Genomic DNA, 15,422 nt, shown 5'->3' on the forward strand with positions numbered 1-15,422 from the left:
GTCCTGCACATTTATCCTGTAAAGTGGGATTTATGCATAAATCCTGCAATATGAAATAAATGCGATTTTTCTGTTCGATCATCGGATCGAGGCCGGCAATGCCAGGCAGCCCGTGCCATTCCAGCAAGTGGATGGCCACGGGCGTGACGCGCGAAAGGGGGAACGCTGGGACGATTTAGCGCGGTGCCCAGCAGCCATGCAGTGACATGCGCAGGCGGAACGGGATTTTGATGCGTGCGATGGGGCCGGCGGCCATGGCGGAGGCGTCCAGCACCACCAGTTCGCTGCGGCCTTCGGCGATCAGGTTGAGCAGGCAGACCACGTAGCCATCGCCTTCCGCGGCGTCAGCGGAGCGTGGAATGAAAATGGGTTCCTGGAAGCAGCCGCTGTCACCGGGAAACCAGGCATCGGTGACACCGGTGGTGAGGTTGAGGTGAGCCAGCAGGTTAAAGAACTGGAACGGCATCGGCCCGTTCGACGGGTTGTAGGGGCGCTCTGGATCGAAGGCGAGCAGGAATCCATGTTCATATTTGCGCCCGATGTAGCGGTCATCACAGCGGGGAAACTCGCAGGGGTAGTCGGTCAGCGCCTGGGGTTGCAGTTCATCTTGCGCACTGTTGAGGTCGAACACCCAGCGCATCAGGCTGGCGGCCAGGGTTTCCGGTGGCGGTACAAAACCGTCCGCCTGGGGGAAGAAGTAAAAGATGTTGCCGCCGGTGACCGGCATGTCCAGATAGACTTTGCCGCCTTCGTCGAACGCATTCAGGGTGTGGCCCTGGAAGCCGTCCTTGGGCCCTTTGAACCAGCGCACGTCCCGCGCGTGCCCATGGCGGGGCAGCACGGCAAACAGCTGGTGCAGCTCGGGCTGCCACTGGAAATGCTGGCCGCCGTTTTTCATGCGCTCGACGTCTACCGTCAGCGGGATCAGCGGGAACACCACATAATGTTCGGTGACCGCGAAGTCGTGGACCATCGCTGCATAGGGAGCCTGGAACCAGATTTCATGCAGCAGTTTTCCCTGCGGCGAAATCTCGAAATAGGCCATGTCGGGTGTGCCGTCGCCTTTGGCTTCGTAGCTGAAGGCCAGGAGGTTGCCGGTGACGGGGTCGAGCTTGGGGTGGGCAGTGAACGTTGCAGAGTTGATCTGCCCGTCGAAATTCCACTCGCCGAGGGTTTCCAGCGTCTGTGGGTCCAGGGCCCAGGGCATGGCATCTTCCTTGAGCGCCAGCAGGACGTTGTTGTGCGGGATCACCGAGGTGTTGGCGGTGGTGTTGTTTTTGGCCGCGAGCGGGTCGTTGGTGTAGACGTTGCGGTACACGCCGTTGAGCGAACGCCCTTCACGGCGTTGAGCGACCAGGCGATCGGTCAGCACATAGCGTCGACGCAGCGAGACCTTGCCGCCTTCAAAGTAAAAACCGCTGACCAGGGCGTCGCCGTTGAAGAAAATATCGCTGCCGAGCATCGGCGGGTACTGCGGGTCCGGCGACACCTGATAAAAAGTGCCACGGATCGACTCGGGAAGGGTGCCTTCGACTTCAAGGTCGTACACCTCGCCCTCGACGCGGCTGGGTGTATACAGCGCCCCGGAAAATTCGGGGGTATTGGGGAATGGCGTATTCATTGCGTGATCTCATTGAGCGGTTTGGTTGACGTCGTTCAGGCGGATTGGGTTGCCAGGGCCTGCCCACAAGGCTTCACGCCTCGACGGAAACGGGCCACCACCAGGCACGAGATGATCAAGGCCAGCATATAAGCGCAGGCGGCGAGCCAACCCACCGCGCGAAAGTGCCCTTCGCCGACTACCAGCGCGGCGCCAAAGGGGCCAAGGCCCTGACCGACGAAAATCGCTGCGTTGCCAAGGCCGGCCAATCGACCGGAGGGGTCGAGTTCGGCGGCCATGGACAGCAGGTACGGCAAGCTGAAAAACCACACCATATGAATCAGGCAAGCCGTGGTGGCGAATGCCACGGTGCTGTCGCCGTAGACCATGATCAGGGTGGCCAGTAACGCAGTGCCGAAGCTCAACAGTTGCGGGAACAACAGCCCCAGACGCCGCCCGATCAGCCCGGAAAGGCCGGCACCCAGGGCGCCCGCCAGGATGCTGCCGCCGAGGATGGCGCCGATCTGCTGGGGCTCCAGGCCCAGGCTTTTGCCGATGCGTTCCTGATACACCCACAGGGCGGAGTGCCCGAAGAACAGTAGCGCAAACAGCGCGATCAGCAGCATCGACGTCAGCCCGAACGGCCGGGCTGCGCCATGGGCGATGCGTTGGGCGTCCGGGTAGTGCCTGGGTATTCTCCAGCAACCCAGTGCGGCGAGCAGGCTGGTGATGGCCAGCAGGCAAAAGGCACCCTGTACGCCAAACCCCCGCAACAGCAGGGGCATGGAGGTGACCAGCAGCATGCCCCATAACAGGTTGCCGATATTGATCACCGCAAAGGTCGCATCTTTGGACCTGCGCAGTGCCGCGGTCGCATACACCACCGCCATGACCGCGCCACCGCTGGCGCCGCAGATGATTCTGAAGACCACCAGCCATGCCTGGCTGTGAAGCTGGGTGCTGACCAGGTTGCCAGCGGCCAGGATCAACAACGCTACCAGGGCAAAGCGGCGGCGGTCGACACGCGCCATCAGCAGCGCACAGGCGCCGCAGGCGATGGCCATCGCGATCAGCTCGGCGGCGAAAATCGCGCCGATGGCATTGAGCGGCACACCCAGTTGATCAATCAACGCGCCGCCCAGAATCGGCTGGATCTGCAGCGTTCCCAGGGAAATGACCATCATCAGGCAGATAGCGCCCAGTGATTGCTTGCTGTCGATGGAGTCGAGCGCATTCATCACACATCACCTCAGTCAGAACTTATGGACGTAGCGAACTTGCACGGCGTAATCGGTTTTGCTGCGGTTCTCTACGCCGGTTTCTTTATAGGTATTGAGCCAGAACGCCTTGTCCTCAGTGATCTTCCAGAACAGGCCAGGGCCAATGCCGAGGACTTTCTCGCGGGAATTACTCAAGCGGTCGCCGTTGACCTGGTCATCCGAAATCTGCCGGAAGTAATAGCCGTTGATCCCGACCGAGACCTTCGGGAACACCTCGTACGAGGCCGTAAAGTTGGCCCAGGCCGATTGCCCTGCTTGGGTGTCGCGCACCGGTCGCCCTTCAAAGAACTGCGCCGAGCTGCTGGCTGGATCGTCGTTCTTGAAGTTGTACAGGTAGTTCAGGCGCCAGCTCACTTCCCAGCGCGGTGCCGGCATCAAGGTCGCGGCCCAGTAGGGGTTGAAGGAGAAGTAGTTGGAGCCGGTATTCAAGTCCTTGTGTTTGTCGTACTTGCCGGTGGGCAGGATCGTATCGAAGGCCACGCGCTGCACAAACACCGGCCGGCCTTCGGCATTGACGATCGGATCGAACTGGATCTGCGGGCCGACCGTGACGTCGCCCAGGCCAACGCCGTTGTCCTTGAGTTTGGCGCCGTTGTCGCCAAAGTCGCCGTCCAGTGAGATCACGGGTACCAACAGGCTCCAACCCAGGTGCGCGCCACCGCCGATGGTGTCGGGTGAGTAATAGCTGAATTGGTTGATCAAGCTGATGACATTGATCTTCGGGTTATCGAAGTTGCGGTTGTCCTTGCCGCCATTGTCACGAATGCTGCTGGCCGTACTGAATTTCAGATAGGTCTGATGCGTCAGCCCGGGTGGCCCGGCGAACCCGTCGTAGAAGCTGGTGCCGCCCAGGTTGATACCGCTGGGTTGGCTGACGGAGGGCGGAGGAGGGCCCTCGGCAGCATAGGTGGCAAGTGATACGAAGCTCAGAGCCAGGCACGCTGGCAAGGATGGTGTCAGTCTCATTGACGTCGCTCTATTATTGGAGTTGTGAGCTGGGGTAGCTTCCCCTGGCGCTTCAACTCTAATTCCTGAGCTTTTGCGTTACTTGTACACAGCGGTCAGAGTTGACTGAGAGCGTCATGTTGCCGGCGTTAGGCGCTTGAGCGGCAAGGTTGTGCAATCAGCCCACCCCTCGCGCCCCTAGACCTTGAAGCGCTCCACCAACCTTTCCAGTTCATGCCCCAGCCGTGCCAGCTCGTTACTCGACGCTGCGGTTTCTTCGCAGGTGTTGGCCGTCTGCTCGGAAATGTCGCGGACGTTGATCACGCTGCGATTGATCTCCTCGGTGACAGCGCTCTGTTGTTCGGCTGCCGTGGCAATCTGCTGGTTCATTGACTGAATGATCGAGACCTTGCCCGTGATGTTCTCCAGCGCATTGACCGCTCGATGGGTGCATTCCACGCTGCTTTCACTCAGCAGCAGGCTGCTTTCCATACCGGAAGCCACGGCGTGGGTGCCGCTTTGGACGCCGGCGACCAGGGTTTCAATTTCTTCGGTGGAGCGCTGGGTGCGCAGGGCGAGGTTGCGGACCTCGTCCGCGACCACCGCAAACCCGCGACCAGCCTCTCCGGCGCGGGCCGCTTCGATGGCCGCGTTCAGCGCCAGCAGGTTGGTTTGCTGGGCCACGGCCTTGATCACATCCAGTACGCCGCCGATTTTGTCGCTTTGTTCCTGGAGATGGCGCACCGCGTCCGCCGACTGGTTGAGTTCTGCCGCCAATCGCTGGATTTGCGCGATGGCTTCGCCCACGATCCGTTCCCCTTCGCTGGCCTGCTGATCGGCGATGGATGCCGCCGCAGAAGCTTCTTCGGCATTGCGTGCGACGTTGTGCACGGTGGCGGTCATCTCGTTCATTGCCGTGGCCACATGATCCGTTTCGGCTTTCTGGTTGCTGATGCCGGAATTGGTGTGCTCGGTGACCGCCGACAGCTGCTCGGCCGCGCTGGCCACCTGGATAACACCGGAGCGAATGCCGTCGATCAGTTCGTGGAGGTTGAGCATCATCTGCTGAAGGCCTGATTGCAGCTGGCCCAGTTCGTCACGCCGGTTGACCTGCAGATGCTCGGTCAAATCACCCTGGGCAATGCGGTTCACCGCCCGGAGCGTGTGTTGCAGTGGGTTCACGATTTGACGGGTGATGACCCACGCAGCGAGGGCGCCCAGCAACAGCGCCAAGGCCGCGACGAGCCCCAGCAGGGTCTTGGTGGAAGCGGCGTCGGCATCGCGTTTGGCATTTTGCGATTGAATGAGTTTTTGCGTGGTATCGAGCAGCAGGTCACCCAACTGGCCCATTCGTTTAAATAACGACGCTTGGTCAATGCCGGGGGTGGACAGGTCGTGCAGCAGCCCTCCGTACGCGGTGACCGCATTTTCCTGCTGTTGGATCAGGTCGGCATCCAGTGGGTCAATGAACAGTGCCCGAATACTGTGCAGGTGGGCTGCGAGCTGATCCAGGGTTTGCTGCAACGGTTGATAGGCATTCGGCTGCGCGTTCGTACCGATGCGTAGACGAATGATTCGCAAGTCTTTGGTGTAATCGCTGACCTGCGCAATTTTTTCAACTTTCAGCCCACGGTCCGTCAACGTCACCACGGCGTACCAGCCGGTCGCGGCCAGTAACAACGCAAGCCCCAGTACCAGACCGAACCCCCAACTTAATTTAGCACTGACTCGGATATTGCTGATCCAGCCGAACATATGGACTCCCGGTAGTAACGCAGGTTGATAAGTGAGTTCTGAGTGTCGACCTTGAATCGCAATGCTTTAGCGTGAGTGTGACGGCGACACTATTACTCCGGCTGGTTTTGAGCACTGCATGAAAAAATATCGAGAGGCGGAATGAAGGGCGGTAGTGCCACTGAAAGGTTAAAGCACCTTGTTTTTCGGGGGGGTGGAAAGATTGGCCAATTAACCAAGTGCGTTTTCAGAAGGCTCATAGTGTGATCTTGTGCTTTAGTCGAATATTCAGGAAGGCCAGGTTCTGGTGAGCCCGAATAGAGAGCGACAACTTCCTGAAAGGGCCACGATCGTCATCATGAATTTAATGGTTGATGGCTTTTTTCAGGTAGGAAAACAGCTGGTCCTGGCAAGCCCTGTAGTGATTTTCAAGGTTCTCGACCTCCCACATGCGGGCGAGCCAGACCTCATCGCAGGCCTCTTCTAAATGGTTTACGGTTGTCATCCAACTGGTTTGGGCGTTCAGCGTCGCCTGCATTAATTGCAAGAACTCCTCATTAATGGGAAGGGTATTGGGTGTGGATTGTTTGAGGGGCATTAAAAGTACCAGGCAACAATTTTAATCAGGGTGGGGGTTTGTGCTGCCCACTATAAAACGCTGCTCGCAAAGGGCCATATTCGACGAATGGCTAACAAGTCGGGCACTCATAGTTGAATTTTTTAGGTGCGGGTATTCATCCGCTGGATAATATCGTTGTGGTGATAATCATTATTTGTTGCATTAAACCGATGATTCGATTCAGCCGATAAGTTGAGCGCTTAAATAAACGCTCTTGAATGATCGGCTGCAACGCTATTGCTGTTGAGAGTGCAAACGCAATCAACGACCGTGGCGGTTTTCCAGGGCCGTAAATAACAACATGCCACCCAGCATGGCCACCATGAACACCAACGCTTGCCAGTGCCCGGTCAGCAGGATGGCCACGGCCGGCCCAGGACAAATTCCGGCGATCCCCCAACCGATGCCAAATAACAGGCTGCCGCCGATCAGGCGCCGGTCCACTCACGCTTGGCAGGGAACTGCATGGGCGCGCCCAGGAGCGAACGGGCGTGTCGGCGTGCCCAGGTCAGCGGCCCAATCGCGACGGCAATGGCGCCGCCCATGACCAGCGCCAGGGACGGGTCCCAGGCCCCAGCCAAATCCAGGAACGCGAGCACTTTGCTCGGGTTGGCCATGCCGGCCAGCAGCAGGCCCAGGCCGAACAGCAGGCCGGCGATGAATGCCGTGACTTTGAGCATGTTCAAACCCCCAGTAGATGACGCAGCACAAACACCGTCAGGAATCCGCTGGCCATGAAACAAACCGTGGCGACCATTGAGCGCGGCGAAAGGCGTGATAAGCCACACACCCCATGGCCACTGGTGCAACCTGAGCCATACCGCGTACCAACCCCCACCAGCACACCGGCGACGATCAGCCCGAGCCCGCCGCTCTGGAACTCAATCGCCGGCAGCGCGGCAAACAAGCCCCATAGCAGCGGCGCGACCAGCAGGCCCAGCAGAAACAGCGCTTTTTCACTTACGCCTTCGCCACCGCGCTGCAGCAGGCTGCCGATCAGGCCGCTGATGCCGGCGATGCGGCCGTTGCCGACGGCGAACAGGCTGGCCGCCAGGCCAATCAATGCGCCGCCTGCCAGGGACGACCAGGGGGTGAAGTTGAGCCAGTCGACAGTCATGGGGTTTCTCCTGTGCACATCTTGGGGGACTGGCGCGGTTCAGGCGCGCCTGAAAGTCGCTCGTTCAGGTTCATGTATTAATCGCCTTGACCAGCAGGGCCACCGCCACCAGCATCGACACGGCGGCAAACCCTCGTTGCAGGTGGGGCCCCGCCAGCCGAGCCGCGATCAGGCGTCCGCCGGCCATGCCAGACAATGCGCCCAGAGAGAACGGCAGCGCAATTGCCCACTGCAAATGCCCGGCCGCCGAACTGGCCGCAACGCCGGAAATGGACACCAGCGCTATCACCGCCAGGGACGTTGCCAGCACCGACTGCGTGGTCAAATTCGTGTATCGCTGCAGCGCCGGCACCATCACAAAGCCGCCCCCCACGCCGAGCAGGCCCGACAGCCCGCCCGCGACTATGCCAGACACGGCGAGCGCCCAGGCGCACGGCGCCGTCCAGTTCAGCTTTCCGCGCTGGGGGTTCAATACGCAAGGCGGCGGCTTGGGCGCGACGGCGGTCTTCGAGGCCGGGGAGGGCGGCAACGAGCGCTTGAATACCCGGAACGCCACGTACATCAGCACGCAGGCAAACAGGACCGTTAACGGACGATTCGGTGTGCGTTGTGCCAACCAAAGGCCCAGGGGCGAACAGACGATCCCCGCGGCCGCGATCAACAACGCGGCCTTGTAGCGGACGGTGCCGTTCTTGAGGCCCATCACCGCACCCAGGGTCGCGGCCAGCCCGACCGCCAGCAGGCCAATAGGCCCGGCCTCGGCCATGCTCAAGCCCGCCCCGAATACCAGTAACGGCACCGCGAGTATGCCGCCGCCGGCACCGGTCAGGGCCAGAATCACGCCCACCGTGAGCCCCAGCAGTAAGACGATGATCATCTGAGTGTCCTTGCCTTCTGCGCGGCATTCATTGGTCGGTCAACTCGGGTTTCGCCAGCCACTCCCGCCCCTTGAGCATGCCCTTCCAGTACAGCGGTGGAAGAATCCGCTCTTTGAGCAGCCAGGCCAGCCTGGAAGGTCGAGTGCCGTCGATCAGCCATGACGGGAAGCTGGGGGCCACCTTGCCGCCGTAGGTGAACTCCGCCAATACAATCTTGCCGCGCTCCACTGTCAGCGGGCAGGAGCCGTAACCGTCGTACTGGGCGACGCCGGTTGCCTTACCGAGTGCCGCCAACACGTTATGGGCCACCACCGGTGCCTGCTTGCGCGCGGCGGCGGCCGTCTTGGCGTTACTGGTGTTGGCTGCGTCGCCCAGGGCATGAATGTTGGCCCAGGTTTTATGGCGCAGCGTGGCGGGCTCGACATCTACCCAACCCGCCGCGTCTGCCAGGGGGCTGACCCGAATGAAATCCGGCGCGATCTGCGGCGGCACCACATGCAGCAAATCAAACTCGCGCGTCACCCGGCGAGCGCTGCCATCGGCGTGTACGCTGCTGAACGTGGCGGTGCGTGCCGGGCCATCGACGTGGGTGAGGGTATTGCCGAAATTCAGGTCGATCCCATACGCCGTGACATATTCCATCAACGCCGGCACATAGTCGGCCACCCCGAACAGCACCGCGCCGGCGCTGTGGAACTCGATGTCGACGGCATCCAGCACACCGCTGCGTTTCCAATGATCGGCCGACAAGTACATGGCTTTTTGCGGTGCCCCGGCACATTTGATCGGCATGGGCGGCTGCGTGAAAATCGCCCGGCCACCGCGCAAGTGTTGCACCTGTTCCCAGGTATAAGGCGCCAGGTGATACAGGTAATTGGAGGTCACGCCGTTGCGCCCCAGGGTCTCTGACAAGCCCTCGATGGCATGCCAATCGAGCTTCAGGCCAGGGCAGACGATCAGTTGCTCGTATTTGACCACCCGGCAGCCATCCAGAATGACCGCGTTTCTCTCGGGTTCGAAGGCCGCCACCGCGGCCTTGATCCAATGCACGCCGCGGGGCAGGGTGGCGCCCATGGTGTGGGCCGTTTGACGCGCATCGAACACACCGCCGCCGACCAGCGTCCAGCCAGGTTGGTAGTAATGCACATCGGCCGGGTCGACGATCGCGATGTCGAGCCCCGGCGCGCGGGCCAGCAGGCTGGAGGCGGTGGCGATACCCGCCGCGCCAGCGCCGATGATCACCACGGTGTGCTGCGCCTCAGCCACTTCGACCGGCGTGCGGCCCTGGTTCGCAATCCGCCGAATCACGCCTTTCATGTCGAAGCCGGCTTTTTTGGCGCTTTCGACGATGTGCGGCAGGTCGTGCTGACCTGCTTGTGACAGCGCCCACATCGTGGTCGAGCGCATACCGGAGCGGCAATAGGCCAACACCGGCTTGGGCAGCGTTTCCAACAGTTGGCCGAAGGCAATCCCTTGCTCGTCGGTGACTTTGCCCGATTCGGCGGGGAGGTAGTGCGCCTCGATGCCGACCGCGTCGGCGGCGCGTTTGATTTCGGCAAACAACGGTTGGTCAGCGCCCTCACCATCGGGGCGGTTACACACGATGGCACGAAAGCCGGCGGCTTTCAGTTCGGCCAGTTGGCTGGGGAAAATCTGTTCTGATACTGATAGAGCAGGTGCAAGGCTGCGGATATCCATACGTGTCTCCGTGATGGGGATTTTTCTTATGTGTTTTTTTGGGTAGGAAATGTCAGACGACGTTGAGGGGGATTTTCAGGTAGCGGGTACCGTTGGCTTCAGGCGCAGGCAAATGCCCGGCGCGTATGTTGACCTGGACTGAGGGCAGAATCAGGGTCGGCATGTCCAGCGCTGCATCGCGCTTGGTGCGCATTGCTACGAACGCCTCCTCGCTGATGCCATTACGCACATGCACGTTGAGTTCGCGCTGTTCGGCAACGGTGCTGACGAATTGCACCTCGCGCCCGCCGGGCTGGTAGTCGTGGCACATGTACAGCAACGTCTGCGCGGGCAGGCTCAGGACTTTGTTGATGGACTGGAACAGCGTGCGCGCGTTACCGCCGGGGAAGTCACAGCGGGCGGTGCCGTAGTCGGGCATGAACAGGGTATCGCCGACAAACGCCGCCGTTTCGCTGCCATTACTGATCAGGTAGGTCATGCAGGCCGGCGTATGGCCGGGGGTATGCAACGTAGAGCAGTGCAGCGTGCCGATGCGGAACGTTTCCTCGTTGGCGAACAGGTGATCGAACTGGCTGCCGTCGCGGGGCATATCGCTGCCGGCATTGAACAGCGTGCCGAACACCTTTTGCACCGTCGAAATCTGGCTGCCGATGCCTATTTTTCCACCGAGCTTTTCCTTCAGGTAGGGCGCGGCGGTCAGGTGGTCGGCGTGGACGTGGGTCTCCAGAATCCACTCGACCTGCGCATTCAGCGCGTTCACCCGGGCTATCAGGCGGTCGGCAGAGGTGGTGGCGGTGTGGCCTGATTTGGGGTCGTAATCCAAAACGCTGTCGATGATCGCGCAGTGGCGGGTGGCTTCATCCAGCACCAGATAGCTGACGGTATGGGTAGCAGGATCGAAGAAGCCTTCGACGTGAAGTTTGGCGCGCATGAACGGTCTCCTTGAGGGGGCTTTTTTACCGAGCCACTTAGACTAAGGACTGACAGTGCAATAAGTTTGCCAGGCGATGGCGATCACCAAATCGTCTGATATCCAATTGATTTTATTGGGCTTTGTATTTGTGTATGGGCGTGTTCGGGCGTCTGTCGGATGGGGGTTTCTGCCATTGGCAGTGCCTGTTGACAGAGGTGGCAGTGCCACAACAGGATAGAAGAATGGATTCCAGGAGCCATGATGAAGACTTTCCAGCCGACCCCCGCCAACGCCGTGCCCCCTCCGGATCAAGTGCAGTCGCTTGTTTCGTTTTTGGAGCACGAACCCAACCCCATGATCGTGCTTGATCCGGACTACAACATCCTGGCGGCCAACACGGCCTATCAGCGTCAGTTCGGCAGCGCCGACAAGCCCTTCATCGGGCATAAGTGCTATCAGATCTCCCACCATTACGACGTCCCGTGTGATCAGGCGGGTGAGAATTGCCCGATGAAAAAAGCCCAGGAAATGCGTGGGCCGGATCGTGTCTTGCACATCCACCACACGCCTCGGGGGCCTGAGCATGTCGACGTGGAATTGCGCCCGATCCTTGACGAGCACGGGGTGATTACCGCCTATGTGGAGCGCCTGACACTGGTACGCAGCGCCTCGGCGCGCCCCAGCGACGAAGGGTTGGTCGGCTGTTCACCGGCTTTCAACCTCGCCCTGTCGGAGTTGCAACGGGTGGCGCCCTCCATGCTGCCGGTGCTGCTGCTGGGGGAATCGGGCACCGGTAAAGAGCTGTTCGCGCGCGCCGTCCATGAAACCAGCGAGCGGGCCGCCGGGCCGTTTGTGGTGGTGGATTGCTCGGGCTTGACCGAAACGCTGTTCGAGAGCGAGCTGTTCGGCCATGAAAAAGGCGCCTTTACCGGCGCCGTCACGCGCAAGCCCGGCTTGGTCGAAACCGCCCAGGGCGGCACATTATTCCTGGATGAAATTGGCGATGTGCCGCTGGCCATGCAGGTGAAACTGTTGCGCCTGATCGAATCCTCGACTTATCGCCGGGTCGGCAGTGTCGAGACCTGTCACGCCAATTTCAGATTGATTGCCGCCACCCACAAACCGCTGGAAAAGATGATGGAAAAAGGCGAGTTCAGGCAGGACCTGTACTATCGCATCAGCGCCTTCCCGATTCACTTGCCACCCTTGCGTAACCGGGTCGAAGACATCGGCTTGCTGGCCAATTCCTTTCTGCAGCGTGGCGGTGCCGGCAAGCGCCGCCTGACCCTCGACCCTGAAGCCTTGGCAAGGCTCCAGCAGTACCCCTGGCCTGGCAATATCCGTGAGTTACGCAATGCGCTGGAAAGAGCCAGCCTGTTCGCTGACGACGGTGTCATCCGTGCCGTCCATTTACCCCAGGCATGCGTGGCGCTGCCGCCTCAGGCTGTGGCTTCGACCCCGTTCGACAGCAACACGCTGGCGCAGGCCCTGGCGACATTCAAAGGCACCCGCAGCGAGTTGGCCAGGCACCTGGGCATCAGTGACAGGACCTTGTACCGACGCCTGAAAGAACAGGGCCTGGCCTAGGCAGTCTCCGACTGCCAGCGCGCTGCCAACCTGGCAGATTGGCAGCGCGCTGGTCTGCCAATTCCCGCTTAATTCAACCCGATCAAATCGTAACTATCTGTTTTATAAGCATATAAATACAGAATCAGGCCTTGGCATGCCCTGTGCTAATTGCCTGGCATGACCATTTCCGACAAACGCCTGCTACGCCATCTGCTCACCGCGGTGCTGATCAAGCTCGTGCTGCTGAGCGTGCTGTGGTGGCTGTTCGTCCGGGATTCGCACGTCACTGTCGACCCGAACACGGTCGGCAACCGATTCGGTGTACCCACCTCGACTCAAGGGGCAAGCAAGTGATCTCAGAACAACTGGTGGATTTGTCACGGCTGCAGTTCGCGGCGACTGCGCTATACCACTTTCTTTTCGTGCCGCTGACGGTGGGCATGGTGTGGCTGCTGGTCATCATGGAGAGCGTCTATGTGATGACCGGGAATGTCATCTGGAAAGATATGACGCGCTTTTGGGGCAAGTTATTCGGCATCAACTTCGCCTTGGGGGTGACCACCGGCATCACCTTGGAATTTCAATTCGGCACCAACTGGGCCTACTACTCCCACTACGTGGGCGACATCTTCGGCGCCCCGCTGGCCATTGAGGGGTTGATGGCGTTTTTCCTCGAATCGACCATGATCGGGCTGTTCTTTTTTGGCTGGGATCGCCTGAAGAAAGAGCATCACTTGCTGGTCACGCTGCTGATGGCCGTCGGTACCAACCTGTCGGCGTTGTGGATATTGATCGCCAATGGCTGGATGCAGAACCCGGTGGGCTCGGAGTTCAGCTACATCACCATGCGCATGGAGATGGTGGATTTCTGGGCGGTGGTGTTCAACCCGGTGGCCCAGGCCAAGTTTGTCCACACGGTATCTGCCGGTTATGTCACCGGCTCGATGTTTGTGTTGTCGATTTCCAGTTGGTACTTGCTCAAGGGGCGTGACATCGAGTTCGCCAAGCGCAGCTTTCGGGTGGCGGCTGCCTTCGGCCTGGCCTCGGTGCTGAGCGTCATCGTGCTGGGGGATGAATCGGGTTACACGGTGGGCGAGGCGCAGCAAACCAAGCTCGCGGCCATGGAGGCCATGTGGGAAACCAAGCCGGCGCCGGCGGGGCTGACCTTGCTGGCCAGCATCAATGAAGCCGAATCCCGGAACAACTGGGAAGTCGACGTGCCGTGGGTGATGGGCTTGATCGGCACGCGCTCGGTGAGCAAACAGATTCCCGGCATTCATGACATCAAAGAGAAAAACCGTGCGCGCATCCTGCGTGGCATTACCGCGGTCAATGCGCTGGAAGCCCTGCGCGCCGATCGCACCGATAAGGCGGCGTTCGAGACCTTCGAAGCGTACAAGGCCGACCTCGGCTTTGGCCTGCTGCTTAAAAAGTACGTCGCGGATGTCAACCAGGCCACCCCGGCCATTATCGACAAGGCGGTGAACGATACCGTACCGCGCGTAACCCCGATGTTCTGGGCGTTCCGGGCCATGGTCGCGCTGGGTTTCGCCATGCTCCTGCTGTTCGGGCTGGCCTTCTGGAGCACCTTGAAGTCGGCCTGCACACGCCGCCGCTGGCTGCTGCGTTGGGCGCTCTGCATGCTCCCCGCGCCCTGGCTGGCCTGCGAGCTGGGCTGGTTCGTCGCTGAATACGGTCGTCAACCCTGGACCATCTACGGCGTGCTGCCCACCCACATGAGCGTCTCCACGCTGAGCATCAACAACCTCTATGGCTCGCTGGCAGGATTCGTCGCTTTCTACACCGTGCTGCTGGTGGTTGAAATGTTCCTGATGGTCAAGTTCGCCCGCCAAGGGCCCGGCAGCCTCGGAACCGGCCGTTATGCCCACGATGCCAACCTGAAGGAACTCCACCATGCTTGATTACGTCACCCTGAAAATTATCTGGTGGGCACTGGTCGGCGTACTGCTGATCGGCTTCGCCATCATGGACGGCCACGACATGGGGGTCGGCACCCTGCTGCCCTTTGTGGGCCGCACGGACCTGGAGCGCCGCGTCGCGATCAACACGGTGGGGCCGCACTGGGACGGCAACCAGGTGTGGTTCATCACGGCGGGCGGCGCGTTGTTCGCGGCGTGGCCGGTGGTGTATACCACTGCGTTCAGCGGGTTTTACTGGGCGATGATCCTGGTCCTGTGGGCGTTGTTTTTCCGCCCCGTGGGGTTCGACTATCGCAGCAAGATCCACAACGCCAGATGGCGCAGCACCTGGGACTGGGGGCTGTTTGTCGGCGGGGCCGTGCCGCCGCTGGTGTTCGGCATCGCCTTCGGCAACCTGTTGCAAGGTGTGCCGTTCCATTTCAGCGACCTGCTCGTATCGACGTACACCGGGAGTTTCTGGCAACTGCTGAACCCCTTCGCGCTGCTGACCGGGGTGGTGAGCAGTGCAATGATCACGCTGCAAGGCGGTACGTACCTGGCGCACCGCACTGAAGGGGCGATCCAGGCCCGGGCGATCAAAGGCGGGGTGGGCGCGGCGTTGGTGCTGCTCTGCACATTTGTGATCGCTGGCATCTGGTTGCAATGGATCGACGGCTATCGCATTACCTCGGTGGTGGATACCGCCGGGCTGCCGGACATTCTCAACAAGACGGTGGTGCGCGAAGCCGGTGCCTGGATGGCCAATTACGGCCATTACCCTTGGCTGTGGCTGCTGCCCGTGCTGGGCTTGGGCGGCGCAGCCGCTGCCGCGTTGTTGCTGATGATGCGGCGGACCCTGGCCGCGTTCGTCGCGTCGTCGCTCGCGGTGATCGGCGTGATCAGCACGGCCGGTGTCTCGATGTTTCCCTTCGTCATGCCGTCGTCATCGGTACCGGCGGCCAGCCTGACCGTGTGGGACAGCGTTGCCAGTCATCTGAGCCTGGCGATTATGTTCTGGGCCACGCTGATTTTCATGCCGCTGATCGTGATCTACACCTCATGGGCCTATCGCGTCATGCGCGGCAAGGTCACCGTGGCGCAGATCAAAGCCAACGAACATTCAGCCTACTAGCGTCATCGGAGGAGCAAC

The 15,422-nt window shown here is 60.6% G+C and carries 13 protein-coding genes and 1 pseudogene; 4 read left to right on the plus strand and 10 right to left on the minus strand.

What is annotated here, in order from left to right:
- Nucleotides 1–175: 175 nt before the first annotated feature.
- From A7317_RS20085 to A7317_RS20130, 10 genes and pseudogenes are all read right to left on the minus strand, one after another.
- On the minus strand, nt 176–1,621 hold the full coding sequence (locus A7317_RS20085; protein ID WP_069076689.1) for a carotenoid oxygenase family protein: 1,446 nt from the start codon (nt 1,619–1,621) through the stop codon (nt 176–178).
- Between the two features lie 35 nt (nt 1,622–1,656).
- Nucleotides 1,657–2,838 carry an MFS transporter gene (locus tag A7317_RS20090; protein ID WP_069076690.1) on the minus strand — a complete coding sequence of 394 codons (1,182 nt, stop codon included), beginning with the start codon at nt 2,836–2,838 and terminating at the stop codon, nt 1,657–1,659.
- 15 nt (nt 2,839–2,853) lie between these two features.
- The gene (locus tag A7317_RS20095; protein ID WP_041160977.1) at nt 2,854–3,846 is read right to left on the minus strand and encodes a SphA family protein; all 993 of its coding nucleotides are present in this window, start codon (nt 3,844–3,846) and stop codon (nt 2,854–2,856) included.
- Nucleotides 3,847–4,023: 177 nt separating this feature from the next.
- Nucleotides 4,024–5,580: a methyl-accepting chemotaxis protein gene (locus A7317_RS20100; protein ID WP_024076435.1), complete on the minus strand. Its 1,557-nt coding sequence runs from the start codon at nt 5,578–5,580 to the stop codon at nt 4,024–4,026.
- Nucleotides 5,581–5,923: 343 nt separating this feature from the next.
- A complete protein-coding gene (locus tag A7317_RS20105) occupies nt 5,924–6,157 on the minus strand; it encodes a hypothetical protein (protein ID WP_024076434.1) in 234 nt (77 codons plus the stop codon).
- A gap of 282 nt (nt 6,158–6,439) precedes the next feature.
- Nucleotides 6,440–6,858, minus strand: a pseudogene (locus tag A7317_RS20110) (DUF6691 family protein).
- 2 nt (nt 6,859–6,860) lie between these two features.
- Nucleotides 6,861–7,295 (minus strand): YeeE/YedE family protein, encoded by a 435-nt coding sequence (locus A7317_RS20115; RefSeq protein WP_024076432.1) that lies wholly within the window; start codon nt 7,293–7,295, stop codon nt 6,861–6,863.
- Nucleotides 7,296–7,365: 70 nt separating this feature from the next.
- Nucleotides 7,366–8,172, minus strand: coding sequence for a sulfite exporter TauE/SafE family protein (locus tag A7317_RS20120; protein ID WP_069076691.1), 807 nt, complete (start codon nt 8,170–8,172; stop codon nt 7,366–7,368).
- A 28-nt stretch (nt 8,173–8,200) separates the two neighbouring features.
- On the minus strand, nt 8,201–9,871 hold the full coding sequence (locus A7317_RS20125; protein ID WP_069076692.1) for a bifunctional protein tyrosine phosphatase family protein/NAD(P)/FAD-dependent oxidoreductase: 1,671 nt from the start codon (nt 9,869–9,871) through the stop codon (nt 8,201–8,203).
- 52 nt (nt 9,872–9,923) lie between these two features.
- Complete coding sequence (locus tag A7317_RS20130; RefSeq protein WP_069076693.1) at nt 9,924–10,802, minus strand: MBL fold metallo-hydrolase; 879 nt, start codon at nt 10,800–10,802, stop codon at nt 9,924–9,926.
- Between the two features lie 243 nt (nt 10,803–11,045).
- On the opposite strand from A7317_RS20130, the gene A7317_RS20135 reads away from it, so the two are divergent.
- The 4 genes from A7317_RS20135 to cydB all read left to right on the plus strand — a co-directional run bounded on the left by A7317_RS20135 (nt 11,046) and on the right by cydB (nt 15,404).
- Nucleotides 11,046–12,371, plus strand: coding sequence for a sigma-54 interaction domain-containing protein (locus tag A7317_RS20135; protein ID WP_155766412.1), 1,326 nt, complete (start codon nt 11,046–11,048; stop codon nt 12,369–12,371).
- 159 nt (nt 12,372–12,530) lie between these two features.
- Nucleotides 12,531–12,707 (plus strand): cytochrome oxidase putative small subunit CydP, encoded by a 177-nt coding sequence (gene cydP / locus A7317_RS30900; protein WP_024076427.1) that lies wholly within the window; start codon nt 12,531–12,533, stop codon nt 12,705–12,707.
- Nucleotides 12,704–14,275: a cytochrome ubiquinol oxidase subunit I gene (locus A7317_RS20140; RefSeq protein WP_069076695.1), complete on the plus strand. Its 1,572-nt coding sequence runs from the start codon at nt 12,704–12,706 to the stop codon at nt 14,273–14,275. The genes cydP and A7317_RS20140 overlap by 4 nt, the downstream gene beginning before the upstream one ends.
- A complete protein-coding gene (gene cydB / locus A7317_RS20145; RefSeq protein ID WP_069076696.1) occupies nt 14,268–15,404 on the plus strand; it encodes a cytochrome d ubiquinol oxidase subunit II in 1,137 nt (378 codons plus the stop codon). Before A7317_RS20140 ends, cydB begins: the two co-directional genes overlap by 8 nt.
- The last annotated feature ends 18 nt before the right edge of the window (nt 15,405–15,422 follow it).

The sequence above is a fragment of the Pseudomonas fluorescens genome (assembly GCF_001708445.1).
Lineage (GTDB): Bacteria > Pseudomonadota > Gammaproteobacteria > Pseudomonadales > Pseudomonadaceae > Aquipseudomonas > Aquipseudomonas gorinensis.